The 24,033-nt window shown below is 71.6% G+C and carries 24 protein-coding genes; 8 read left to right on the forward strand and 16 right to left on the reverse strand.

Going from position 1 to position 24,033, the window contains the following annotated elements:
* Positions 1-463: 463 nt before the first annotated feature.
* From AMK11_RS36040 to AMK11_RS36115, 16 genes are all read right to left on the reverse strand, one after another.
* Complete coding sequence (locus AMK11_RS36040; RefSeq protein WP_073732350.1) at positions 464-1,099, reverse strand: hypothetical protein; 636 nt, start codon at positions 1,097-1,099, stop codon at positions 464-466.
* A 164-nt stretch (positions 1,100-1,263) separates the two neighbouring features.
* Positions 1,264-1,875, reverse strand: a complete 612-nt coding sequence (locus tag AMK11_RS36045; RefSeq protein ID WP_073732351.1) for a DUF6248 family natural product biosynthesis protein — start codon at positions 1,873-1,875, stop codon at positions 1,264-1,266.
* A 94-nt stretch (positions 1,876-1,969) separates the two neighbouring features.
* Positions 1,970-2,848 (reverse strand): phosphoadenosine phosphosulfate reductase domain-containing protein, encoded by an 879-nt coding sequence (locus tag AMK11_RS36050; RefSeq protein WP_158071013.1) that lies wholly within the window; start codon positions 2,846-2,848, stop codon positions 1,970-1,972.
* A gap of 155 nt (positions 2,849-3,003) precedes the next feature.
* Positions 3,004-4,326: a hypothetical protein gene (locus tag AMK11_RS36055; protein ID WP_143194621.1), complete on the reverse strand. Its 1,323-nt coding sequence runs from the start codon at positions 4,324-4,326 to the stop codon at positions 3,004-3,006.
* A 101-nt stretch (positions 4,327-4,427) separates the two neighbouring features.
* The gene (locus AMK11_RS36060) at positions 4,428-5,111 is read right to left on the reverse strand and encodes a hypothetical protein (protein ID WP_073732353.1); all 684 of its coding nucleotides are present in this window, start codon (positions 5,109-5,111) and stop codon (positions 4,428-4,430) included.
* 184 nt (positions 5,112-5,295) lie between these two features.
* Positions 5,296-5,799, reverse strand: coding sequence for a hypothetical protein (locus AMK11_RS36065; RefSeq protein WP_073732354.1), 504 nt, complete (start codon positions 5,797-5,799; stop codon positions 5,296-5,298).
* A gap of 140 nt (positions 5,800-5,939) precedes the next feature.
* Positions 5,940-6,509 (reverse strand): hypothetical protein, encoded by a 570-nt coding sequence (locus tag AMK11_RS36070; protein WP_241847176.1) that lies wholly within the window; start codon positions 6,507-6,509, stop codon positions 5,940-5,942.
* A gap of 90 nt (positions 6,510-6,599) precedes the next feature.
* A complete protein-coding gene (locus tag AMK11_RS38315; protein WP_198941550.1) occupies positions 6,600-7,520 on the reverse strand; it encodes a hypothetical protein in 921 nt (306 codons plus the stop codon).
* Between the two features lie 94 nt (positions 7,521-7,614).
* Positions 7,615-7,959: a hypothetical protein gene (locus tag AMK11_RS36080; protein ID WP_241847177.1), complete on the reverse strand. Its 345-nt coding sequence runs from the start codon at positions 7,957-7,959 to the stop codon at positions 7,615-7,617.
* 691 nt (positions 7,960-8,650) lie between these two features.
* Positions 8,651-8,947 (reverse strand): hypothetical protein, encoded by a 297-nt coding sequence (locus AMK11_RS36085; protein ID WP_073732355.1) that lies wholly within the window; start codon positions 8,945-8,947, stop codon positions 8,651-8,653.
* Positions 8,940-9,230 carry a hypothetical protein gene (locus AMK11_RS36090; RefSeq protein WP_073732356.1) on the reverse strand — a complete coding sequence of 97 codons (291 nt, stop codon included), beginning with the start codon at positions 9,228-9,230 and terminating at the stop codon, positions 8,940-8,942. Before AMK11_RS36090 ends, AMK11_RS36085 begins: the two co-directional genes overlap by 8 nt.
* A complete protein-coding gene (locus AMK11_RS36095; protein WP_073732357.1) occupies positions 9,227-9,688 on the reverse strand; it encodes a hypothetical protein in 462 nt (153 codons plus the stop codon). The genes AMK11_RS36090 and AMK11_RS36095 overlap by 4 nt, the downstream gene beginning before the upstream one ends.
* 22 nt (positions 9,689-9,710) lie before the next feature.
* Complete coding sequence (gene dnaB, locus AMK11_RS36100; RefSeq protein ID WP_079187920.1) at positions 9,711-11,108, reverse strand: replicative DNA helicase; 1,398 nt, start codon at positions 11,106-11,108, stop codon at positions 9,711-9,713.
* Positions 11,109-11,195: 87 nt separating this feature from the next.
* Positions 11,196-12,488 carry a hypothetical protein gene (locus AMK11_RS36105; protein WP_073732359.1) on the reverse strand — a complete coding sequence of 431 codons (1,293 nt, stop codon included), beginning with the start codon at positions 12,486-12,488 and terminating at the stop codon, positions 11,196-11,198.
* 665 nt (positions 12,489-13,153) lie between these two features.
* On the reverse strand, positions 13,154-13,720 hold the full coding sequence (locus AMK11_RS36110) for a GNAT family N-acetyltransferase (RefSeq protein WP_241847178.1): 567 nt from the start codon (positions 13,718-13,720) through the stop codon (positions 13,154-13,156).
* A gap of 3 nt (positions 13,721-13,723) precedes the next feature.
* The gene (locus AMK11_RS36115) at positions 13,724-14,503 is read right to left on the reverse strand and encodes a GntR family transcriptional regulator (protein WP_073732360.1); all 780 of its coding nucleotides are present in this window, start codon (positions 14,501-14,503) and stop codon (positions 13,724-13,726) included.
* Positions 14,504-15,094: 591 nt separating this feature from the next.
* Here AMK11_RS36115 and AMK11_RS36120 point away from each other — a divergent pair.
* The 8 genes from AMK11_RS36120 to AMK11_RS36155 all read left to right on the forward strand — a co-directional run.
* On the forward strand, positions 15,095-15,523 hold the full coding sequence (locus tag AMK11_RS36120) for a hypothetical protein (RefSeq protein ID WP_073732361.1): 429 nt from the start codon (positions 15,095-15,097) through the stop codon (positions 15,521-15,523).
* Positions 15,520-15,939 carry a hypothetical protein gene (locus AMK11_RS36125; RefSeq protein ID WP_143194622.1) on the forward strand — a complete coding sequence of 140 codons (420 nt, stop codon included), beginning with the start codon at positions 15,520-15,522 and terminating at the stop codon, positions 15,937-15,939. The genes AMK11_RS36120 and AMK11_RS36125 overlap by 4 nt, the downstream gene beginning before the upstream one ends.
* A 58-nt stretch (positions 15,940-15,997) precedes the next feature.
* Positions 15,998-17,845: a hypothetical protein gene (locus AMK11_RS39075; RefSeq protein ID WP_073732363.1), complete on the forward strand. Its 1,848-nt coding sequence runs from the start codon at positions 15,998-16,000 to the stop codon at positions 17,843-17,845.
* 85 nt (positions 17,846-17,930) lie between these two features.
* Positions 17,931-18,488, forward strand: coding sequence for a hypothetical protein (locus AMK11_RS36135; protein WP_107429784.1), 558 nt, complete (start codon positions 17,931-17,933; stop codon positions 18,486-18,488).
* 3 nt (positions 18,489-18,491) lie between these two features.
* The gene (locus tag AMK11_RS36140) at positions 18,492-18,716 is read left to right on the forward strand and encodes a hypothetical protein (protein ID WP_079187921.1); all 225 of its coding nucleotides are present in this window, start codon (positions 18,492-18,494) and stop codon (positions 18,714-18,716) included.
* 304 nt (positions 18,717-19,020) lie between these two features.
* A complete protein-coding gene (locus AMK11_RS36145; protein ID WP_073732364.1) occupies positions 19,021-21,234 on the forward strand; it encodes a hypothetical protein in 2,214 nt (737 codons plus the stop codon).
* 9 nt (positions 21,235-21,243) lie between these two features.
* The gene (locus AMK11_RS36150; protein WP_241847179.1) at positions 21,244-21,723 is read left to right on the forward strand and encodes a conjugal transfer protein TraB; all 480 of its coding nucleotides are present in this window, start codon (positions 21,244-21,246) and stop codon (positions 21,721-21,723) included.
* Positions 21,724-21,836: 113 nt separating this feature from the next.
* Positions 21,837-24,033: hypothetical protein (locus AMK11_RS36155; RefSeq protein WP_143194623.1), on the forward strand; the 2,197-nt coding region annotated here is incomplete at its 3' end.

Genomic DNA, 24,033 nt, shown 5'->3' on the forward strand with positions numbered 1-24,033 from the left:
GCTTTTTGAAGTAGTTTCGGGCGTCGCTGACCCCCCTCCGGCGCCGCCATACGACGGGCCGGTCGGGGGGCTCCCTCCTCGGTCGGGCAGGCGCAGCCGACCGCGGGCCGTGTCGGGGTGCCGGGCTCGCCGAAGGCGACCGCGTAGCGGCTTGGCCTGGCGGCCCGGCGCGGGCTGTGGTCCCCTCCGGGGGCCCGTCCGGGGAGGGAGCCCCCCGACCCCACCACCGATCACCCTCCACCGGCCCGCAGTTCGCCGCGCTCCCCCCACCCCCTCCGAGGGAGGGCCCGGGGGTGTGGGGGCGGAGCCCCCGCTGCCTGGTCCGGTACGCGTCGACCGGCCGCATCACGAACTCACCTCTTAAGAGGTGGGATTGCGCTCCGGGCGGATCGGCGGCGGGTACGGCTACGGCCCGCGCTCCCCGCGGGTGGCGGGGTGCGCGGGCCGGTGTCGGGCGCGGTGCCTACTGCTGGGCCTGCTTGCGGGCCTGGGTGATGACCCGCTTCCAGGTGTCGACGGACTGACCGTGGCGCTCGGCGAGGACGGCGGCCACCTCGCCGGCCTTCTGGCCGGGCATCGCGGCCAGCGCCTCGACGGCCAGCCGGATGCGGGCGGCCGCCTTCGCCTCGCCGGTCTTCACCCCGGAGCCGGAAGGGCGCCCGCCCTTGGTGCCGAACCCGCTGACCGGGTTGTCGACCCACTCCCAGAGCTGGGCCCGGGTGCGGTACTCGCGGATGCGGGTGCGCAGCTCCTCGATGTGGACCGGGTCGGGCCACTCCGGCGGCGGCGTCTTGCCGTACTGGGTGATCCGGGCCGGATCGACGCCGAGCACGCGGGCCTGCCCCGCTGGCGGGAGCGGCTCGTCCGGGTCACCGCTGCGGTCGACGCCGGACAGGTCCCGGGGCCGTTCACGGTGCTGGGCGAACCACTCGTCCCACTTCTCCAGGTCCCAGTGCATGACGCCGTCGATCTCGCGGGCGTCGGGGTGGCCGTTGGCCCGGCGGTCGCGCCACAGCCTCTTCAGCGTGGTGCCGCCGTAGCCGCTGTGCTCGATCAGGTCCTCGCGGTTCGCCCACTGGCGGCCGTCGACGGTCTTCACGGGTGTGCTCCTGGTGGTCTCGGTCGTGGATACGATGGTGACTGGTTCGGTTATGGGTCTGTTGAGGGCCCTCGGTGGCCGGACCGCACGGCCCGGCGGGATTCCCACGCTTTTGCGCCCCGCCGGGCCGCTCGACGTCCGGCTCCAGGTGGCCTCGGCCGCCGTCAGAACAGGGTGTACTGCGCCTCGCCCACGGGCTCGGGGACGCGGCGGCCCTGGCGCGGGGCGGCATTCCTGTCCGGCCGCGCGGTGCTGTCCTCCTGCGCCGGTTCCTCCTCGGGCTTCGCCGTGGCCGACTGCTTCGCCCGCCGCCGGCGCCGTGCGGGTCCGTCGGGGGCCGGGCCGTCCTTGGCGCACGGGCACCGGCACCACCACACGCACGGCGCGTCGTCGGGCCGCACGATGACCTTGGCGACGCCCCGCCCGCGGGTGTCGTGCACCCAGTCGGTGTTGTCGTCCACGTGCGGGCCGCCCTCCTGGCGGTGGACGCACAGGTCGCAGCGCTTCGCCAGGCAGTTCCAGCAGGTGCCGCGCTCGCACATCGACCAGCGCCAGAAGCCGAACGGGTACTTGCGGTCGATCTCCGTCATGAACTCGGGCCACACCTGCTCGCGGACCCACGCGCCCTCGTCCTCGCTCATCGGCGAGGGGTTGGGCACCGGGTCGATGATGCCCATGATCAAGCCGCCCTGGAAGTTCAGGAGGGCGGTGCCCCGGACGGTCTCGTGCTCCTCGGGCGTGAGCGTGCGCTGCGGGCGACGGATGACGTGGTCCATGCTGCGGTCCTTCGAGAGTTGAGGGGTTCGGTGTGGTGCTCGGCCCCGGCGGGGGAGCGGGATTCCCGCCCCGCTCCCCCGCCGGCCGCGCCCGTCAGCTCCGGGCGCGCTCGATGATCTCGCGCAGGCTGATCGACTTCTTGAACTGGTGGCCCATCTCCGCCTCGGCCTCGGCGTACTCCTCGAACAGCTCGGGGTTGAGCTGCGCACTGCGCACGAGGTCGTCGGTGTGCGCGAGCGGGCAGGCCCGGCAGCTCAGCCGCCGCATGCCCTGGTCGTAGGCCTCGTGGTGCTCGATGCCGTTCTCCCGGTGGACCTGCCAGACCTGTTCGGTGCTGAGCTGGTGGACCGGGAGCCACGTCGTCACGACGCGCAGCGTGCCCTTGCCGGACATGCGGTTCCGCTCCAGCACCGGCTTCTTGGCGCGGGCCCGGGACTCCTCGGCGCGCATGCCCATCGCGTACCCGGCGCGGACCGGACGCCCGAGCCGCAGCTCGGCGCCAACCTCGTCCACGTAGTCGCGGCCGACCGCGGTCTTGGTGTCGCTCGTGCAGTAGCGCGCGAAGTGGCCCGGCCAGTTGCCGTGGGAGCGAATCCGCTGCCACAGCGAGCCCCACAGCTTGCTGCGGCGCACGGCGAAGGGGACGCCGTACTGCTTGGCGTGCGCGCGGGCGACTTCAAGCGCACCGGGCCACTCGACCAGGTGGCCACGCTCGGTGGTGCCGAGGTCGCAGTGCAGGATGCGGACCTTGTGGAGCTGGCCCGCCTTGTCGGCGCGGGTGCAGACCTCGTGCACCGTGACCCCGCTGTCCTTGCCGCCGCTGTCGCCGACGACCACAACGTCGTGGGCGTCGAAGTCGAACTCGACGGACTCCGCGGGCGCGGCCGGCGCGGCGGCCGACGCGGCGAACAGTTCCATCTGGGCAGAGGCGCACCCGGCGGCGCACCGCGGGGTGGAGGGCTTCTTCGTCACGGTCATCTCCTGGTTGAGGTGTTCGGTGTGGTCGGTTCGAGCCGGGCCCCCGGCGGGGGAGCGGGATTCCCGCCCCGCTCCCCCGCCGGACTAGCCCCGGTCACTCGGTCCGGGACGGCGGCGCCGCCCACCGGTGCGGGCGGCGCCGGGGCGTGTCAGAGGCGGCGGTCGAGGACGAAGTCGACGGGGACGGCGGCGCGGAAGCGGGGGCCGAGGATGCGCCGGGCGTTCTCGGCGGCGTCCAGGCGGCCGTCGCGCTTGCGGAACTCCACGACGATCGGCGGGTGGGCGGGGACGTGGCCCACGGACGACTCCATACCGGCGGTGATGACCGCGGTGGCGGTCCATCCGGTGCCGGAGTCGCTACGGCAGTGCACGCGGATGACGGGCGTGCCGGTCGCTGCGGCGGACAGCTCCTCCGGGGTGCCCTCGGCGGCGTTGTAGGCCAGGACGGCGGCGCGGATGTCCTCAGCGGTGGCGGGCATGTCCGTGCCGTGCATCCGGTGGGCGTGCGGGGCGACGGCCAGGATCGCCGCGCGAGCCTGCTCGACGGAGGCGCGTCCTCGGTCGCGGGCGGCGTTGCGGGCGGTGAGGCTGTGGGCGGTGCGAAGGGCCTCCCACGCGCCTTCCACGGCGGCGTGTGCCTCCTCGACGGCCGGGCGATGCTCGGCGGGCGTGACCTTGCCGAGAACAAGCAGGTGCCCGGCGAGGTCGGCGAGGTCGCGAGGGGTCCGGCCGAACCCGCACGCCTCGTGCGCGGCCAGGGCGGTGTAGAGGGGCGCGGCGTCGCGGCCGGCCACCGGGGCGAGGTCTTCGGGGGTGGCGGGGCGCAGCTCCACGGTGCCGCGCTCACGGTCCTTGTAGACGATGCGGGCCCAGGAACGGGCGTGCGACATCTCGCGGACGTGGTGCGCGCCGCCCATCATCGCGTGGTTCATCTCGTCCAGGGCGTCACGGGTCGGGATGACCTCGGGGGTGCCGCCGTCAACGATGCGGACGTGCTTGCGGTCGTCGGCGGCCGCGGGGACGGCGGGGGCCGACTCGGGGCGCGGCTCGCGCCACAGACGGACGGAGACCGGCTTGCAGCCGTACAGGCGGGCGGGGGTGGGCCGGTTGGACAGGCGGACAGAGATGGCGTTCGTCAGGGCCTTGTCCCAGCCGCGGGGGTCGCGGTCGCCGCCCTCGGTGATCTCGTCGCGCAGCGCGTGAACCTCGTCGGCGCTCATGTGGTGGAGCTGCTCGCGGATGGCCCAGTACCGCTCATCCTCGGTGAAGATGACCCGTACGCGCTCCAGCTCGGCGCGCTTGCGGATGATGCGGCGCACCTGCTCCTTGTTGGCCTGCCCCTGCTCCGTACCGGCGTCGCGGCTCATGACGGCGTCCACCAGGTCGTGAGTGACGACGCGACCGTTGTGGAGATGGGCGGCGATGAAGACCTGGAGCGCCATGGCGTTGGCGCGTTCGCTGGCAGTGATCACGGTGGGAAGTTCCTTCGGGTTGAGGTGTTCGGTGTGGTCGTGCCGGGCCCCCGGCGGGGGAGCGGGATTCCCGCCCCGCTCCCCCGCCGGATTGGCGCCGGTCACTCGGTCCGGGACGGCGTCACCTGCGGGGCGGCGAGCCACGCGGTGATGGCCTCGACGCAGTCGGCGAACTGGTCGGCGGGGCGCGTGATCACCTCGCGCTCGGCGCCGGTGCCGTCGCCCGCGAGCACGGTCCACTCGTCGCCGGTCGCGGGCGCCCGGTCGACGGTGATCTCCTCGTCGTCGGCGTCGCTGTAGAGGTAGAGCACGACGTAGGGCTCGGCGAGCATGCGCGGGAAGCCCTTGCGGGTCTGGTTGTGGCCGATGACCAGCCACGTGTTCCCGGCGTCGTCGTCGCGGTGGGCGGTGATGCCCCGTTCGGTGAGGGCGCGGCTCGCGATGGCCTCCGCCGTCTCGGGCTTCTCCGGGGCGTACGGGGCTTCCTGGTTCTCGTGCTCGCCGCCGTGCTGCACGATCAGGTCGCGCACGGCCTCGATCGGCACGTCCAGGTACAGCGAGCCGTCGCCGAACTCGCCGCCGGTCAGCCAGACCTCCCACTGGTCCTCGTTCTCCCACGCCTCCGTGTCGGGAGCGTTCAGGCCCGGGAACAGGAAGACTTCTGCCGTGGCGCCGCCGGGGGCGACGTTGAGGGTGAGCATGTGCCCGTCGGCGAGACGGATGCCGTCGGGGACCTTGTTGGTCCCGCCGGCCGTGAGGCTGTCGAGTCGCGGAGTGCTGGTCATCGTGGCTGTTCCTTCGGTTGAGGTGGTTCGGTGTGGGCCCGGGGCCCGGTGCCGGGAGGGGATTCCCGCCCCCTTTCGACGTAGACAATACTCTCAAGTTTTGGGGTTCGAGTCAAGCTGATTCGCAGCTCAGACCCCCTCCCCCGGCCCGCCGCGCGAGCGGCGGGCCGGGATGGTTGGTGCGTCAGCCGTGGGAGAGCTGGGCGAGGTCGGCCCGCTTGCTGTGCAGAGCGAACACGGCCTCCAGCAGGGCCAGGGCGACCGTCTCGGTGGCGGCTGAGGCGAGGTGGCCGTGCAGGGCGTCCAGCGCGGCCACAAGCTGGGCGTCCTCGTCGGCGAGGCTCCAGCCTGTCAGGCCGGGGCGGGCCGGGACCGTCAACGGACGGCGATCCAGGGCGTGCGTGACGTACTGCCCGAAGCCCACCGGGAAGCCGGTGCCCGGAGTCTCGGCGGCGGTGGCCTCTGCGTCGGCCAGGGCGAGCCGGGCGCTCTCGCAGATGCCGCCCGGGCGGGTCGGCTCCTCCTCGTAGAGCGACAGGGTGACGATGTCGAGCAGCTCGGCGACGTTGATCAGCTCGCGGCCGTTCCAGGCGGAGGCGACCAGGGTGCGGCGGCGGGCGATGTCGGCGAGCGCGGCGGCCCGGACGGCGGCGGCGCGGGCCTGCTCGGTCGGCTCGAAGACGGTCATGTTGGGTTCCCTCCAGGGGGGGTTGAGGCTTCTCGGCGTGCCCCGGGCGGCGGCGGGATTCCCGCCCCGCCGGCGCCCGGGCGGTCTGGTGTGGCCGGTGCCGCCGGGCCCGGACAGATCCGGGCCCGGCAGGCGACGGGCTACTTCTGGTAGGCGGGGATCAGCGCGCGGACCTTGTCCTCGCCGATGCATCCGCCTTCGTGGCGGTGGGCGGACGGCGGGTTGCCGTTGCGCCCGCGGTGGTGGCTCCAGTAGCGGACGCCGGACCAGCCGCACAGCTCGCACAGCAGGTACCACGGGTTGTCCGACCCCGGGAAGCCGTGGAGCACGGCCCGCCAGCGGTGCTCGGTCAGACCGGCGAACGCGGTCTTGGCGCCCGCGATGTTGCGGTCACTGGCGGGCATCCTCGGGTGCAGCAGGGGCACCGGGCCGTTCAGCGGCTGGGGCGCCTCGGCGAGCAGCAGGTCCAGCGCGACGGCCGTGACGCGACCGGCGGCGTACTCCTCGGCGAGGTACGCGGCGGCCATGTCGATGCCCTTGGTGCCCGTGGGCGGGCGGCGGAGGTTGTGCTCGCCCTCGCTGGTGACGACCAGCCAGTCACGGTGCCAGCGGTAGGCCTGCCCGATGACCCGGTCCTCTCCGATGATCACGGGGTAGCGGCACTCGATGTCCGGCTCTCCGATGCGGGTCTTCAGGGTGGCGGCGTTCATGATCGTGCTCCTTGTTGAGGTTCTTCGGTGGGCCCGGGCTCGGTGGGGGAGCGGGATTCCCGCCCCGCTCCCCCACCCCCGGCGGGGGCCTTACGGGCGGCAGTCGGCCGTGGAGTGGGCGGTGCAGCCGTCAGGGCAGGCGTGGACGCGCTCGTTCTTCACGAGCGCCCGGACGGCGGTGGCGTCTTGGGCGCGGCGCTCGATGCCGCCGTTGCCGTGGATCAGCTCGGCGCGCAGCGCCCTTCCGCTGGCCTTGCCGACCTGGATCGTGCCGAAGGTGCCGTGCTTGCCGCCCGCGTTGAGGGTGATCCGGCGGACGCCTCGATAGGTGCCGCCGTCGGCCGCGCGCAGTCCCTTGCTCTCGGCAAGGCGGATGATGCCGACGGTGTACGGCGTGAGGCCGGTGAGGTCGAGCGGTGCGGGTTCGCCGGTCGGCGCAGGCTCGGCGGCCTGGTTGCACGGGCGGGCAGCGTCGGCGGCCACGGACTCGGCCAGGCGGGCGTGCTTCCAGTGCAGGGCGAGCGCAGCCTTGAGGTAGCCCACCGTCACGCCGTCCCTGGACAGGGGCTTGAGCCGCAGGTGGCCGTGGACCGCGTGGAGCCGGGCGAACAGGTCCCCCTCCTGTGCGATCAGCGCGGGCCCGGCGCCCCCGCTGGGAAGCACCGACGGGGGAAGGTCGACGTCGTTGCCGAACACGGGGGCGGTGACGTACTGCGTGAACCGGGGCGGGAAGCCGATCGCGGGGTTGGCGGCGGCGACCGTGTCCGCACTGCGGAGCGCGTGCGAGGTGTCCCAGTCCACCGTGTTCGTGATCACGACGCCGTCCCAGGTGCCGGGTTCGGCGGTCTCCAGCGAGAGCGCTGCGGCGTCCAGCAGGGCGGCGATCTCCAGCAGAGCGGCGCGTCCGTCGGCGTTCAGGATGGCGCGCGGGTTCGCGAAGCGGGTGCGAGCGACGGCGGCGATGGTGCGGGCGCGGTGGGCCGCAGCGCGGGCGTGGGGTGTGGCGCTCATGATCGTGCTCCTTGTTGAGGTGGTTCGGTGGCCGGGCCCTGCGAGCGGGCGGGGATTCCCGCCCCCGCCCGCTCGCAGGGTGTGTGATGACCGGTCAGAGCTGCTCGGCGGCGGCGAGCTGCATCTGGAAGATCTCCCAGTCCGGGCCGCCCTTGGCGTGGACGAGACCGGCGTACAGCAGCACCGCCTCGTCGCCGGTGAGGGCGCGGACGCCGCGCTCGGCGAGGAAGGCGTCGATGGCCTCCAGCGGCTCGTCGGCGTACCGGAAGTTGTCCGTCAGGCCGTGGATGCCGCCGGGCTCGCCGTCCTTCCAGAGCTGGACGGAGAAGGTCCGCAGCACCCGGTCGTAGACCGGCCGCAGCTCGGCGTGGACCGGCTCGATCGCCTCAAGGTCGATGATCGGAAGCCGGGTGATGTTGGTGAGGTCCAGCATGGACATGGCCTTTCGCTGAGATTTCTCGGTGCGGGCCGGGGCCCGGTGCCGGGAGGGGATTCCCGCCCCCTGCCGACGTAGACAATACTCTCAAGTTTTGGGCGGTAGGTCAACTCTCGACACGCAGAAAACCGCAGGTCAGAAGCCTTTCTGAAGAGAACTCCGGAGGCAATTCCGGCACCCCGACGGGCCGGAATTCCCCCCGGCGGAACGCCGCACGACGGGCCGGTCGGGGGGGTTCCCTCCGCGGCGGGGCAGGCGCAGCCGACCGCGGGCCGTGTCGGGGTGCCAGGCTCGCCGAAGGCGACCGCGTAGCGGCTTGGCCTGGCGGCCCGGCGCGGGCTGTGGTCCCCTCCGGGGGCCCCGTCGCGGAGGGAACCCCCCGACCCCACCCACCCCAGCACCATCCACGGGCCGCAAGATCAAAAACGGCGCCCCCTCCCCTCTGTGGAGGGCCGGGGGTGTGGGGGCGGAGCCCCCGCGTGCCTGAACCCGTCGCCCGCTCCGTCAGCCTCGCCACGAACTCACCTCTTAAGAGGTGAGGCGGCGGCCCGGTGGCCGGACGACAGCCGGATGCACGAGGCACGGCGCGGAGCGGCGTTCCTCGAGCACCGCCCCCGCCGGCGTCGCCGCCGCAAGACGCCGAAGGGCCCGGCGGACGGGTGTCTCGCCGGGCCCCGGGGTCGGGCTGGTCGGGTCAGTAGAGCTGCACACGGGTGAGGACGACGTGCGGCGGGTCGGCGTCGGCGACGATGACGTACTCGGCGATGCCGAGCGAGCCGTCCGCGCCGAGCGGCATGTGCCGCTGCTGCGGCCACTTCGTCGACGCGGTGCTGCCCGGCACCTCGCCCCTCGTCTCGTTGATTACGACGGTGGCGGCCACGATGGCGCCGAACACCGCGCCGGGCAGGGCCTTGTCCATCAGGAGTTCGGTGACCTCCTCCGACAGCACGCAGGGCAGTCCCTCCGGCTCCTCGCCGTACGACTCACTCAACGAGCAGGCCCGCCGCGCGGCGCCGCTCGATCAGGTCGCCGACCGCCGTCGTGGGCAGTGTCCCGTCCAGCGCGGCCGCGGTCAGCCGGTCTCCGGCCGGGTCGGTGTCGAGCATCGCCTCGCACCACCAGCGGCGCAGGACGCCCTCCGCCTCCTCGGGCGCGGCGGCCAGCAGCTCGCGGTAGAACTCCATGCGGCGCGCCCCGTCCAGCGCGGCCGCGATGCCCTCGGCGTTGCGTGGCACCCGCTCGGGCTCGTGCGTGTGGATCGGCTGTGCGGTCATCGCGTGTCCCCTTCGGTCTGCTCCGAGTCTGCCCGCTCGCGGCGGCCGCCGTCGACCGGCTGCGCGGGAACCGCGGCCCGCTCCGCCCGGCTGGCGACCCCTGCCTCGGCGACCGCGTCGGCCAGCTCGGCGCACAGCCGGAGGATCGCGCCGGCGTCCGCGTGGCCGATCGACGTCACGTTCACGACCTCGCGCACCTGGCTGAAGGCGTCGAAGATGCTGAACCCGCCCGGGCTGCGGGTGCAGGCCTTGAAGCTACCCCGGTCCTGCTGCCCCATCTCGCGCCGGACCCGCTCCAGGCGGGCCACGTCGACCGTGGGCTGCTCAGCGCCGCGCTGGGCCTTGATGACGGTGTCCAGGATGGCCCGCATGGCGGGGTATGCCGCGTTCCAGCGATCAGCGATACGCTGGGCTCGGGTCTCGGTGATGAACCTGTTCTTCACTTCGGTGGCGATCATGTCGGATTCCCCTTTCCGCAGGTCAGAAGCCCGTACCGAGGTCGCGAGCGCGGGCATAGTGCCCCTGGAAGGCAACGGTGACGGTGCCCGTCGGCCCCTGCCTGTTCTTGCCGATGATCAAGTCCATCTCGCCCGCCCGCTCGTGCTCCTTGTCGTACGCGTCGGGCCGGTGCAGCAGGATCACGGCGTTGGCCTCGGCCTCGATCGCCCCCGACTCACGCAGGTCGGCCATCATCGGCTTCTTGTCCTCGCGCTTCTCGACCTCGCGGTTGAGCTGGGCCGCCGTGATGACGATGATGCGGAACTCGCCGGCCAGCTCCTTCAGGCCCCGGCTGATCTCGTCCACCTCGCCGGTGCGGTTCTGCCCGTTCTTGCCGGAGGCCTTCATGATCTGGAGGTAGTCCACCACCAGGACGCGCGGGAGCCTGCCCTGCGCCTGGAGCCAGCGCAGCCGCGAACGGAGCCGGACGATGGTCGCCGCCGGGCCGTCGTCCACGACCAGCGGCGATCCGCCGATCCGCAGCGCCGCATCGTGGATGCGCTGCCGGTCGTCACCCTGGTACTCGCGGTCCTTGACCCGGTTCAGCGGAACGCGCGCCTCGGCCGCGATGATCCGCTCCATCAACTGGGAGTGGCTCATCTCCATGGACGACATCAGCACCTGGCTGCCGTGCTCGATCGCCACGTGCCGGGCGATGTCGAGCAGCACCACGGACTTGCCGATCGCCGGACGGGCCGCGATCACGACCAGGTCGCCGGGCTCCATCGGGAGCATCGCCTGAAGGTCGGCGTACGGCAGCGGCAGACGCTCGGGCGGCGGCGCGTCCATGCTGACGAGGTACTCCTCCAGCATGTCGTCCACGTTCGCGACCCGCTCCATACCGCCGCCGGCGCCGAGCTGGGCCGCCGCCTGCATCTCGGACTGCGCCGCGTTGACGACGTCGGCGACCTCGCCCTCGGCCGCGTATCCCATCTGCACGATCCGGGTGCCCGCCTCGATCAGGCGCCGCAGCTTGTACCGCTCGACCACGATCTCCGCGTAGTACGCGGCGTTCGCCGCCGTCGGTACCGCCTGCACCAGGGTGTGCAGGTAGGAGGCGCCGCCGATCCGCTCGATGTCGCCGGACTTCGTCAGGTACGCCGCGGTCGTGATGGGGTCGACCGGCTGACCCTTGCCGTACATGTCCATGATCGCGTCATGGATGGTGCCGTGGGCCGGGCGGTAGTACGCCTCGTTGGACACCCCGGCCTCGTTGACGTCCCCGATCGCGTCCTTCGACAGCAGCATGCCGCCGAGCGTGCACTGCTCCGCCTCGATGGAGTTCGGCGGAACGCGCTCGAAGGAGACGGTGTCGGGCGCCTCATCGAACAGCGAGCTGCCGCCGTCCTCGGTGCCGTCGTGCTGGGTGGGTACGCTCATGGGTGAATCCCTTCTTGAACTGGGTGATTCGAGCGGCGGCAGGGGCCTTTCCACGGGCTCCCCTGCCGCCGTTGTGCTGCGGAGGGTCTAGGCCAGCACCGGCTTCTTGGCGTGGCTGGGGTGGCTGGGGTGGCACTCGCACCGGACCAGGCGGCCGTCGTCGGCCTCGCGCATCCGCTGGCCAGGCTGGGCGGGCGGGATGCCGTCGTTGCACTTGCCGCACCAGTCGGGCAGGGCGGGGCGCTGGCTGGGCACCGTGTTCTTCGGCGCAACGAACCGCTCCAGGTGACGCGGCAGCGAGTACCAGTTGGCCCGGCTGCCCATGTCGGCGGCTGCGGCGATCAGGTGATCGACGTCGATGCCGTCGGCGAGCAACTGGGCCGCATCGCGGACCATCGCCACCCGCCCCCGGGCCGGAACGCCGTGCCCGTGCTTCTGGCGGGACTCGATCCAGGCCTCCGCCACCCGCACGTCGTCGTGGGTGTCCGGCTCCTCGGCGGCAGCCGAGGGGGCGGTGTCGTTCTCCGGCGAAGCCGAAGTCTCCTCTCCTCGTCCCGTCCCAGCATCAGCCGTGACGGTGGGGTCCGTTGGGGCACCCGGGTCACCAGAGAGAGAGGCTTCTTTGAGAGAGCTTCTTAGAGGGTGATCGTTTTCGCTGGTCAGGGGAAGATCCGTTCCAGAATTCTGGGCTGGCGTTCCAGTTTTCCGGAAGGGCGTTCCGGATTTCTGGAACGAAGGGGTCTCAGGGGCTCCGACCTGCGGCGTTCCAGTTTTCTGGAACGGCTCGCCGTTGGCGTCGACCAGCCGCACCCGGGCCCGGATCTGGCCGTTCGGCGTGGTCTCGACGTCGGTGAGGTGGGTGGGCGGCGCCGGCGGGTTCTCCCGCCAGTCCGGCCGGTAGGCGTCGAGCTTGTCCCACGCGTTGCGCCACCCGGTATAGGCGGCGTCGGGTGGCAGGTCGTTGACGATGAAGCCGCGGGAGATGCCCTTGGCGGCCCGCGCCTTGCCCTTGAGCTGGCTGATGCCCTCCAGCTCCAGCGTGTCCTTGGGCACGACGAGGTTGAGTTCCTCCAGCGTCCCCAGGACCTCGTACATGGTCGAGACACTGGTGGGCTTGTCCTTCGGGCCGGGCAGCAGCCAGCAGAGCTGGTCGATCGTCATGCGCCGCATGCCGTTCCACGACTGGCGGGAGGCTTCGGCGATCATCGACCGCAGCAGGCTGTAGAGCCGGTACGCGGTGTGCGTCATCCCCGGCATCAGCATCAGGTAGTCGCGGACCTGCGTGTACGACCAGTAGTCGGTGATGGTGCCGGAGAACTCGAACAGCTCGTCGCCGTTCTGCGGGGCAGCGGCGGCCAGGGCCTTCTTCGGGCGCTTCACGGCGTCACCGCCTCGGCGGTGGAGTCCGCAGTGGACGCAACCGAGAGGGTCGGCGCCGCGACGCTGCGTGTCGTCGGATGGGTCTGGATCATTGTCTGGGCTCTCCCCCTGGGGGTTTGGGGAGTCGCAGACCGGCAAGTGACGGAAAAGAGACGTTGAGCTGGGGCACGCTGCTGCGTGCTGGTCGCTGCTCGTTCTATCCTGGCAGTGGTGACCTCGGGCCTGTGGGAAGGCTCGGGCCCCGGCGTCATCGCCGACCTACGACTCAAGCTGTGGAGGCGGGAGTCGATCTGGGTGGCCGCTCTGCTGGCAGGCAGGGCGGCCATCGGCGTTTTAAGGGGCTCGCGCCGGCCGGAGCGAGCGGAGGGTGTAGCCGCCGGTAGACGTGCTGCGGATGACTGGCCATCCTGCGATCTTGCACCTCTGGCACCGAAGCCCTGAACGCATTTTCGAGCTGCCGGTGTGCCGCCGCGACGAAGACGGGGACTGAGTTCGGCTCATCGTGGTGCCTTCCTGGTTCCGTTGGTTTCACCGCGGTTGCGGCTACTCGGATCAGTGCGGCGCCGACCACCACAATCGGCTGCCACTCTGCGCAGTGCCTCCCGATGCGCTCGGGAGAGCCCTGCGTCTCGCGCATTGTCCTCCCCCGAGGGCCCACTGTGTCGTCAGCCTGCCAAACCCGGTGTGTCGACGGTGCACAGGGGTGCGTCGGGGTGCGCAACGAGCGACGAAGGGCGCTGGGCCATCCAGCCCGAAAGGCGATGGGACGGCGCCTCGGTCCGAACGTGCTCGAACCCTTCGTTCAGGTAGTAGCTCTGCAACTTCGTGTTGTCACGCCAGACGTCCAGCCGAAGCCACGGGAGCCCTCGGTCACGCGCAACTCCTCCGGCCCAGTCGAGCAGTCGGCCTCCGAGTTGCTGGCCAGCCGCCGAGCGAGCCGTGATGAGCTTCGCGACGTAGACCGCCGACTCGGGGGCGTCAGCCCTGGTCCAGAAGTCCGCGTCGGGACGTGCCAGAGTGATGGTCCCCAGCAACTCGCCGCTCGCATCCGGCACCACCCAGGTGCGACCTTCAGTGATGTCGACCTGCCACTTGGCCAGGGCGCGATCTCGGAAGCCGGGTGAACGCCACTGGTCGATGCCCGCGTTGGCAAGCCACTCCTCGGCTTCGATCCGCAGCTTCATAAGGGCGTTGGAGTCGTCCGGGGAAGCCGGTCGGATGAGCTGTGACAAGGGTCAGTCCTCGATCTCGTAGACGAGCGTGTTGAGGTCACCGGGGGCGATGGTGACCATGCAGCGGACGGCTGTTCCGGCCGAGTTGTAGCCGACTCGGACGTGCCGCAGGACGGGGACCGTGCTGCCGGTCGGGAGCCCGAGACGTACAGCCTGGTCGGCAGTCAGGGTCCACGCGCGCAGCTTGTCCACCTTGCGCGTCTGGGCGTACTGCCTGTTCTTGATGTTGGCGAGGATGCCTCCCGGCATGGTGACGTCCTCTTCGTCCATGAGCGGCGTATCGAACGCAACCTCGGTAGGAAACCAACTGTCGGCGAGCTGGAAGGGCTCGCCGTCGACACGACGGGTTCGCCGGCGGGCGACGACGAAGGTTCCGGGCTCGACGCCAAGCTCCCTCGCGATGTCGGCCGGTGCGCGCTCCACGCTGACGGTGGGGGTGTCCTGGCTGGGCACCCGACCGAGTTCGAGGATCGCGGCCTTCCAGTCATCTATGCCGTTCTCGACGTCGTCACGACGGTTGCCGTGCTCGAACCGGTGCATGGCGAACTCGATCGGCTCGACCCGTCGAACGAAGACGCCCTTCCCCTGCTGGCTGGTGACGCGCCCTTCGGCGCGGAGGATTCCGACGGCCTGCCGAAGTGTCTCGGCGCTCGTCTCGAATTCCGCGACCAGGACGCGAGTTGGCGGGAGCTGGCGCTCAATGTCGCCGTTGTCGATGCGTGAACGCAGGACAGCGGCGATGTCTTTCGCCCCCATCCGCTTCTTTGGCTGGCGGGTTGTCATGCCGAACAGAGTACCCGGCTTGTCTAGTGAAGCTACCCCGGGATGGAACTTCTTTGGCTGCCGACTCCATTTCCGCAGGTAGAAGTTGCTTTCCCGGTTGCAGTGACACGCCGTCAGAGCCGTTTTGGCTCTTGGTTGTTGACGGCTTGCCTGGTGAAGGCTTACGGTCTTTCCAGCTTCCCCAGTTAACTAGGGAAGTGGTCGGGAAAGGTGTGCTCGTCATGCCTTCTGACCTGCTTGAACTGCTCGAAAGCGCACCGCCAGAGCTGGTCTGACCAGCACGGGACCACCGTCAGATGACGGCAGGCCGGGGCGGGGGTGCACGTCACTTGAGAACTGAACAGTGTGCCAAGAGATGAGTAATTGGGCCGGATGGCCGCCGGGCGCTCTCCATGCGAGGGCTGCCCGGCGGCACTCCAAAGGCACAGGTCATGAGGGGCGTGCCCGACTGGTTCGGGCTCTCCGGAGACAGGGGTTCGAGTCCCCGCTCGCCTACCGCGCCGTCCCCCGTACGGCGCGACCCCCGACACGGCGGTGCAACGCCATGTGTGCCGGGGGTCCACGGATCAACCAGCAAAGGAACCGATCCGCATGACCATCATCGCAGTTACCGCGGCTGCTCCGCTCAAGGCCAAGGCTGTTTCCGACGCCGTTGAGGACGTCGTCGCCGAGGCGTGGAGCGTGTTCGATGAGGTCCAGGACCTCGTGAAGCTCGGCGTTGAGGTCGCCGTGACCGTTCGTCCCGGCGAGATCCTGGCGGACCTGGTCGTCCGCAAGGAGTCCGCGCACCTGCTCCCGGCCCTGGTCAAGGAGCTGGAGAACAGCGGCATCACCCGCACGGAGAACGGCTTCCGGGTCGCCGGGACGATGTGCCAGGGCAACGTGAGCCTGCGCATCATCGTCGACAGCTCGCAGATCACCGTCGAGCAGATCGAGGCCCTGGTCGCCGCGGTCGACGTCGACTTCGACGCGTTCGCCGCCGGCGCCGAGTACACCGAGTACAAGGGGTGGGCCGCATGACCATCACCCTGCTCACCCGGCCGAAGAAGAGGGCCGTCCAGCACTTCCACGACCAGCACGGGCCGATGGACGGCTGGTCCGGCGACGACTTCGAGCACCTGCTCGACCTGCTCGTCGTCGTGAACGCCCCCGGTCCGCTGGCCCGGCTCCGCTTGCGGCTGACGCTGCTGATGTGGACCGGCGCGGCGATGCCGCTCTACGCCCTCGGTGAGCTGCTGTGGGCGATGCAGAACCGGGTCTCCGAGCGGCTGGAGAAGCTCATGGACCGGCTGGACGACCGCTGCTCGAACATCGAGTCCGCGTGCAGGCGGGCCGGTGACCACGCGCTGGTCGAGCGCGTCAGCAACGCCTTCGAGTGGATCTCGACCCTGGCCAACTCCGTTGGCCGTACCGCCGCCCGCCGCGTACGGGGCTGACGGACCGAACACCGAGGTGGCCGCCGGGAGGCGGCCACCTGCATGAGAGGAGGTCGGTGTGGGGGCCCGTAAGCCAACCGCCAACCGCAACACCCGGAAGACGACGACGCCGCGCCGCCAGGCCAAGGCGGCGGCCCCGCCGCCGAAGCCGGAGGCGCGGGACGACGGCGAGGCTCTGGCCGCGGACCTCCGTGACCGCGCCGCCGACGTGATCGACAGCGCACGGTGGACCGGGGCTCAGGAAGCGGCGGTGCTGATCCAGGCCGCCAAGGAACAGGTCCAGCAGATCCGCCACGCGGCAGCTGCCGACGCCAAGCGCGTCCTGGTGGAGGCCGCCGACGAAGCAGGGGAGCGGCTGCGTCGAGCCGAGGGCGACGCGGACACCATCCGCGCCGGTGCCCGTGGCGACGCGCAGACGATCCTCGAACAGGCTCGGCGCGACGCGGCCGCCGCGACCGAGGAGGTCATGGCGGCCGCCGAGGAACAGGCCAAGGGCTTGCTCGCCGATGCCGAGAAGCAGGTGAGCGTCGTGCTCGCCGAGGCGGAGGACCGGGCGAACGCCCTGGTGGACCTGCGCCGGACATCGGCGGAAGCCGCCTACCGCAAGGCCCTGGACGACGCTGCCCGCATCGTCGGTGAGGCGCAGGACCAGGCGGTAGAGATCAGGACGGCGCGGGCGGCACTCGACTCGGAGCTGGAGCTGGCCCGCCGGTCGGCCCGGCTCGACCTGGACGAGGAGCTGAACGCGCGCCGGGCGGAGATCGACGCCGAACTCACGGAGTACCGGGCGGAGGTCGAAGCCGCCCGGGCGGAGATCGAGACCCAGTTCCGTCAGCTCGGCGAACAGCACGAGCGGGAACGGCAGGCCCAGCGGGCTCGGCTCGCGGCCGAGTCCGAGGAGCTGCGCAGGGAGGCGGAGCGGGAAGCCCGGACCGCCGCCGGCGGGGTGCGCAAAGAGGCGGACGCCAAGCTCGCGGAAGCCAACCGTGAACTGGCGGCCGCCCGAGAGGCCCGGCGCGTCGCCGAGAAGCGCGCGGCCAGCCTCAAGCGGACCCGGAACCGGGCGGAGGTCGTCAAGCAAGGCAGCGTCTGGGTCGCCCTCGCGGCCGTGATCGTCCTCACCGCCTCCGGCGAGTGGGCCTTCGCCCGGATGGTCGGGCTGGGGGACACGCCGTTCGGAGACATGGGGTGGGCGCTGCCCCTCGGTCTCGACGTCTACGCGGTCACGGCCTTCCGCATGAAGCGGGACGTGCCCTACGCGCTCGGCCTGATGGCCGCCACCAACATCACGTACCACGTGGCCGACATGACCGGCCACGGCGTGACGGTGGTCGACGGCACGCAGCACCCGAGTATCGGGCTCATCGTCGTCGCGGTCCTCGTCGTCGTCGCCATCGTCTGGCGCGTCCACCGCCTCCTGGAGGACGACCACGAGGAGAAGGAGACGGCGCCCGCCGAGCCCACGGCGGGCACGACCGCCCCGTCCGCCGGACGGGGCGAGCCGGACCGTACGGCCATCCCCAACCCGGACCGTACGGGCGACCCGAACCTCGGCCGTACGGAGCCCCGTACGGAGCCCCGTGCGGAGCCCCGTACGGAACCCGCCCGTACGGCCCGTACGGCAGACCGTACGGACGCAGACCGTACGGACCGTACGGCGGCCCGTACGGCGAAGACCCGTACGGGCCGTACGCCCGCGCCCCGTACGGGCGGCCGTACGGCGGCTGTCCGTACGGACGCCGAGGCGGTTCAGATCCTGCGGGGCCTGGACCGCGACGGCGACTACGTCACCGTCAACGCCGCCCGTACGGCCGTCGGCTGCAACCGCGACCGGGCCGTACGGCTGCTGGACGAAGCGGGGCTCCTGAGCCCTGCGGACCGAGAGAAGCACCTCGCCGCTCGCTGACCCGCGCGGCGCCGTACGTCGCGGGCTGGGCCCGCCACTGCCCCCGATAGTCGGCGGGCCCCTTCCCCCGAGAGGAGAACACCCCGTGCCCGAGATCGAGCACATCAACACCGAGGTCCTGAACCGGGTGCCGGCGGAGTTCCGGCCCCTGCTCAACCTGGACCACCTGACCACCTGGACGCTGGACCGGCAGCGCGAGCACAACGCCGACCACGGCGACTACGAGGCGGTCCGGGCTCTGTTCCAGACCGTCCTGCGCTCCCAGTACGTGGAGGGAGACGGCCGGTGGTCGGCCTGGCGCCGGGCCCGGAGGGTCGAAAAGCACCTGAACCGCATGGTCAAGGCATCGCGGGACGCGGCGCGGGGCGCGGAGGGACTGCGCACCGAGTACGCCGACCACGTCCGCACCGTTCAGGCCCTGCCTGGTCAGCGGGCGGCCAAGGCGAAGGCCAAGGCCGACCGGCGAGGCCAGGTGAACGCTTTCGCCACGAAGTCGCTGAACAAGACGGTCGCCGCGATGGCGACCCGACCCGACGGCGACGAGGAGGCGAGCGAGGAAACCGCAGGTCAGAACGCCGCCAAGGGGTCCGGAGGTCGGACCGTCCGGGGCGTCAACGACCTGTTCGACCGCAAGGGAGCCTGACCAGTGCAGCAGGTGCCCTCGACCTCCGAGGTTCGCCGGGCCCGCCGCGCCGCCCACTGGGCGGAGCGGCAGGCCCGGCAGGTCCAAGCGCGAGGCGACGCGGGTCTGGCCGACGCCTGGTGGGACCGGGCCCGCGCGCTCTGCAAGGCCGATCCGGAATTGTGGAACGACCTCGCGCGGACGCTGGAGAACTGGACCAGCCGTCACGACGGCAGTCACGGCGCGTAAGCGTCACCACCATCATCACCCGGGGGCGGACCGGTTTTGGGGGGCCAAGGCGGGCGCGCGGGCGCACGGGCGCGCGGGCGCGCGAGGATCTCCCATCCGGTCACCCTCTGTCAACCCTGGAGAGCACGTGGCTGATGACCCTCGGGACGACAACCGGAGCGACAACGTCGTCCGTTTCCGATCACGAGGAGGGGCCCCGCCGGGGCTCCCCCCGATCCCGGGCGCCCCTCCCCCGGCGCCTCCTGCCCCACCCGCCGAACCGGCGCCACCGGCCGCCGAGCCGGAGGCAGGCGGCGGCGACGGGATGATGGTCCCCACCCGGCGGCGCCGGTCGGCGGCCGACTCCCTGGCCGACCTCACCCCGGCACTCCCGCCGACCCCCGCCTCGACTGGCGCGGCGGGCACCGTCGCTCTCCGCTCGGAGGGGACGACGCCCGCCCGCCGGGACGACGGGGACGCAGAGGCGGACGGTCCCGGCGTCGCCGCTCTCGGTCTCGCGGCGACCCTGGCCATCGCGCTGGCCGCCCTCCGGGGCACTGCGACGGCGCTGACGGACTGGCGCCAGCGGCGCCAGGAGCGCGCGGAGGAGCTGGCCCCGCTGCGCGAGGCCCGCCTCAAGCACCAACTTGCGGGCGAAGAGGCCGCCGCCAAGCACTCCCTCGCCATGCAGGGCATCGGCGACAAGGCGGCGCAGAAGCGCGGCAAGTCCATCCCCTCCAGCCAGGACTTCGGCCGCAAGTCGCTGGGGGGCGGCCGCGGCTCCCTCATGGGAGGCGGCGGCAAGGGCAGCGGACCCGGCGGCAAGGGTGCCGGCGGGACCGGGCCCGGCCGCAGCGGCAAGGGGGGGGCCGGCAGCGGGCTGACGCCGAGCAGCAAGAAGACCTCGCCGAAGACATCCAACGGGCTCGGGTCGGTCGGCACCAAAGGCAAGGACGGCTCGAAGTCACCGGGCTCGGGCTCCGGGAAGAACGGATCGTCCGGGAAGAACGGCGGCTCGGGGTCGGGGATCAAGTCGCCCTCGGGTGGCAAGTCCCCCAGCTCGAAGTCCAGCCCAGCGCTGGAGCGGGCCCGCGGCCGCCAGGAACGGGCCGCCACACGGCAGGGCGCCAAGATTCAGCGGCGCGCGGACCGGCAGGCGGCCCGGGCGGAGAACCGGGCCAAGGACCGCGACGCAGCCCGTGACCGTAAGACCCGCGGGGCCGACGCCCGGCAGGACACCAAGGACCGGGTCCGCAATGCGAGGGCCGACGCGAAACAGGCCCGCAAGGAGCAGGTGCGGCAGGACCGGTTCGAGGCCAAGCAGAAGGCGCGCAAGGCCCGGGCCAAGGCCCGCCGGAAGAAGAAGGAGACGGCGGCCGCCGCCGACGCGGACCGCACGACGCTGTGGCAGGCCACGAAGAAGGAGGCCCGGCGCCGACTGAAGAAGCGGCGGAAGAACCTCGCCCCGCCCGTGCTGACCACGGTCAAGCGCAAGAAGTCGAAGAAGAAGGGAGGCAAGAGCGGCGGCTCCGCACCGGCCGGGCCGAAGGTCGACCTGACCAAGAAGCCGAAGCCCAAGCCGGGGTCCGCCCCCAAGGTCGACCTCACGAAGAAGCCGAAGCCCGCCGGCGGTTCCGCCACGGGCACCGGCCCGAAGGTCGACCTGACCAAGAAACCGAAACCGAAGCCCGGCGGCACGAAGGGCTCCGGGCCCGGCAGGAAGAAGAAGGTCCGGGTGAAGTCGAAGAAGAGGCGCGGCTCCGCCACGGGCACCGGCCCCGCCGACCGGCGCAAGGCCAACCGCAAGGAGCGGGCCCGCCGCGCGAGCGAACGGGCCCGGACCAAGGCGGAGGACACCGCCGACTCCGCCGGAAGCGGCTGGGAGTTCTACACCCCGCCGCCGCGCGGGGAACGGCGCAGCGCCTACGACTCCATGCGGGACACCGACCCGCAGCAACAGGAGGTGTGGAAGGCGGAGCAGGTCTTCCCGCCCGGCTACCAGGCCTCCTCGCGCGAGCCCCTGACCACCGGGGCCCGCGGCCTCCCCGCCGGAAACGGCAGCCCCACCACGACCACGAAGGAGGCGCACGTGGGCAACTCGCCCGCCGTGCAGACCGGAGCCGTCACGACCGCGATGGACGACGGCATCAACCCCGAGCACGCCACGGAAGTGACGCTCGATGACGTCGTGGACTTCCTGGACGAGGTGGTCTCGGAGGCCTTCGCCGCCCACGACGAATGCCTCCAGCTCGCCGCAAAGGCCAAGGAGCTGATGTACGCGCTGGACGAGGTGGCCGCCCGGCTGGCCGCCAAGCACAACATCATCGGCACCATCACCGCCTGGGCGATGCGCAAGCTCGCCGAGTCGATGGAGGTCCTCTCCCGCAAGGCCGAGGAGATGTCCACCAAGTCGCTCCACGCGGCCGAGACCTGCGAGACCGCGAAGACCGAGCTGGACGACGCGTACCGGCCGCTCACCCAGGCGACCGCGGACGCGGGCCTTCGCACCCCGTCCGCCCGCGTGCACAACGAGAACTAGGAGGCCCCCGTGTCCGGAGAAATCGTGCCCGGCCAGGTCGTATCCGGGGAGATCGTCCCCCGCGAGAGCTACGTTCCCGCGGTCCCCGACAGCGGCGACAACCTCCCGGCGATCCCCGACAGCAACCTGGGCTTCCTCAGCCTTGGTCTTGCCGTCACCACGCTCGCCGCGCGGGCACTGCTGCTCAAAGAGAAGATCTGGGCTCTCCAGGTGCTCTTTCGCCGCAACGCCGATAAGGCGAGCAACATGTCGGAGATGTGTGACGCGGCGGAAGTCGAGCCGCGATTCACCGCTCTCATCATGGAAGGCGCCACCTCGCTGCGGGAAGTCGCCGAAGCCTCGGGCGACTTGGTGAACGCCGCCGACGAGATGCAGGTGAACGCTCAGGGCTTCAAGGACGCCCACCAGGGCGAATACGGCGGGATCTACGAGGCCGTGCAGTCCATGGGCGTGCAGCAGCCCAAGCCCGGATTCAACGAAGTCAAGTAACCGAATAACCGCCCCCGGCCGCGAAAGCGCCGGGGCGGAAAGCCCTCACGGGAGGGGCCCCGGCTAATTCGCCGGGGCCCCTCCCCTTCTTTCCTCCCGGAGGGGAAATGACGATGACGACGACCGACGTCGTGAAAGCCGATGCCGCCGCCGGTGAGCGGGGGCTGACACGCAAGACCGCCCGCCGCCTCGCCTGGGCGGAGCGCACCGTGTACGCCGCCGCCGGCACCTGGGCCGCCATCGGCCCGCAGATGGACGTGCCGTGGTGGGCGCACGGCGCATCCCTGGCGACCGGTGCCCTCACCGGTGTCGTTCTGTGGAAGCGAAGCGACACCGACGACTGGACGCGGCGGCTCGCCTCGTCCCTGCGGTCCCTGCCCGTACTCGGCTGGACCGCCGCCTACACCGGCGGCCTCCTGGTCCCCGTCTTCGACTACCCCAACGGGTGGCCGCTGCTGGGAGCGGCCGCCTGGACGGCCGTGATGATCCCCATGACGCCCTGGACGCGGTCCAAGGGCCTGAAGCGGGCCGTCGACAACCTTCCGGTCCTCGCGGGTGAGCCGCAGATCGTGGACGCGGAGCCGGTCACCTTCGCGGACCACATGCGGGCCCTGTGGAACCAGTCGCAGGCCACCGGGGAGACCACCCTGGAGGGCATCCGCCAGTACGACCCCAACGAGCCGGACTTCGAGGCGATCGTCCTGGCCCCCGCCGGCCACACCGTGCCGCGCACGCTGGACGAGCGGGCCATCGCCGGAGTCTTCGACGTCCCGGTCGACGCGGTCCGCACCGCGGCGGTCGACGGGTACGGCCCGGGCCGCCTCGCCATCCAGGTCGCCCCCCGCCTCGCCGAGGCCCGGCGCGTACAGGAAGCCCTGGAGGTGGAAGCCGAGGACCCGGGCGCCGCCCTGGAACGCATCTGGGCCGAACACGTCAACAACACCGGCGGCGCCGCCCCCGGCGTCGACCTGGTCGCATACGCGATCGGAGAGGACCAGATCCGGCTACGGATCGCCGCCCCGCGCGGCAAGACGCTGCGGGTCAACCACGAGGCCCTGTGCTCCGCGCTCGGCATTGACGACATCTCCCGCCTCGTCATGGAAGGCGCGGGCCCGCGCGAAGCGGTCGTCTACATCTACCGGGCCAACCCCCTCCTCCACGTCAGGCCCCCCACGAAGGAAGACCTGACGATGGACGACCGCGGCCGCATCTCCATCGGCGTCGCCCACGACGGCACGGTCGCCCGCATCCAACTGTTCAACTACGACACGGGCCGCGCACAGCACGGCATCACCGCCGGGACCACCGGCGCGGGCAAGTCCGGCCTGATGCGCCTCTTCGGCGCCGCACAGCGCATCTCGGGCGTCATCTCCTGGATGGCCGACGTCCAGGGCGGCATGTCGATGCCCGAGATGGAGGGCCGCATCGACTGGTTCGCCAAGGGCCCCGAAGAGACGATGCAGCAGCTCCGCGCCCTGCACGCGGTCAAGCGGTACCGCGAAGCCCACAGCAACGGCCGGGGCGACTTCGACTTCAACGGCCCGTGGCGCCTGATCCAGTGGACCGGCGACGAGATCAACCGCCTCCTGTCCTCCCTGGACCAGGACGTCCGCAAGGAAGCCGCCTGGATGATCGGCGACCTTCAGAAGACGGGCCAGAAAGTCGGCATCGGCATCGACCTCGCAGTCCAGTCACTCCACCTCAAGGAACTCGGCGACAACCACGAGATCCGCGAGAAGGGCAAGGAAGGCCACGTCTTCCTGCTCCGCACCGCCTCCTCCTCCACTCAGGGCATGGGCCTGGACGGCATCGCCCCGATCGGCGCCCACATCTCCCCCATCCCGGAGCGGATCTACGAGGGCGCGGGCGCCAAGGAGCTGTTCGAGGGCACCGCCAACACCGAGGGCGTACCGACCCCCGGCATGGGCTGGCTGATCACCGAGGGCAAGGCCATCTTGTTCCGGACCTTCGTCCTGAAGAAGGTCAACGGCCTCTACCCCCAGCTCCAGGAACTGATGGACGGTCACCCCATGCCCACCCTCACCGAGGGTGAAGCCCGAGCCGCCGGCGCCGCGTACGCCCACCGGGGTACCGCCGCCGCCAAGGAGGCAGGAAAGGCCGCAGACGGCCCGTCACGGCCCCCGCAGGGCACCGTCGGCAGCGGCGGCCCCGACGGCGAGCCGGGGCCCTCCACGGGCTTCCTGGGGGGCGACAGCAAGGGCAAGAAGCGGGACGCCGAGGAACTCCCCGAAGCGCCGTCGCCCATGGCGGCCGCCAAGGCGAAGGCCCCCACGATCCGCGAGCGGATTC

The organism is Streptomyces sp. CB02414 (assembly GCF_001905385.1).
In the GTDB taxonomy this organism is placed as follows: domain Bacteria; phylum Actinomycetota; class Actinomycetes; order Streptomycetales; family Streptomycetaceae; genus Streptomyces.

Bases quoted from the DNA above. Each gene is read 5' to 3' on its own strand.
- AMK11_RS36045 (WP_073732351.1), bottom strand. From the start codon at position 1,875: ATGGACCACGTCATCCGTCGCCCGCAGCGCACGCTCACGCCCGAGGAG.
- AMK11_RS36060 (WP_073732353.1), bottom strand. From the start codon at position 5,111: ATGACCAGCACTCCGCGACTCGACAGCCTCACGGCCGGCGGGACCAAC.
- AMK11_RS36065 (WP_073732354.1), bottom strand. From the start codon at position 5,799: ATGACCGTCTTCGAGCCGACCGAGCAGGCCCGCGCCGCCGCCGTCCGG.
- AMK11_RS36070 (WP_241847176.1), bottom strand. From the start codon at position 6,509: ATGAACGCCGCCACCCTGAAGACCCGCATCGGAGAGCCGGACATCGAG.
- AMK11_RS38315 (WP_198941550.1), bottom strand. From the start codon at position 7,520: ATGAGCGCCACACCCCACGCCCGCGCTGCGGCCCACCGCGCCCGCACC.
- AMK11_RS36080 (WP_241847177.1), bottom strand. From the start codon at position 7,959: ATGTCCATGCTGGACCTCACCAACATCACCCGGCTTCCGATCATCGAC.
- AMK11_RS36090 (WP_073732356.1), bottom strand. From the start codon at position 9,230: ATGACCGCACAGCCGATCCACACGCACGAGCCCGAGCGGGTGCCACGC.
- AMK11_RS36095 (WP_073732357.1), bottom strand. From the start codon at position 9,688: ATGATCGCCACCGAAGTGAAGAACAGGTTCATCACCGAGACCCGAGCC.
- dnaB (WP_079187920.1), bottom strand. From the start codon at position 11,108: ATGAGCGTACCCACCCAGCACGACGGCACCGAGGACGGCGGCAGCTCG.
- AMK11_RS36115 (WP_073732360.1), bottom strand. From the start codon at position 14,503: ATGACAACCCGCCAGCCAAAGAAGCGGATGGGGGCGAAAGACATCGCC.
- AMK11_RS36120 (WP_073732361.1), top strand. From the start codon at position 15,095: ATGACCATCATCGCAGTTACCGCGGCTGCTCCGCTCAAGGCCAAGGCT.
- AMK11_RS36125 (WP_143194622.1), top strand. From the start codon at position 15,520: ATGACCATCACCCTGCTCACCCGGCCGAAGAAGAGGGCCGTCCAGCAC.
- AMK11_RS36145 (WP_073732364.1), top strand. From the start codon at position 19,021: ATGATGGTCCCCACCCGGCGGCGCCGGTCGGCGGCCGACTCCCTGGCC.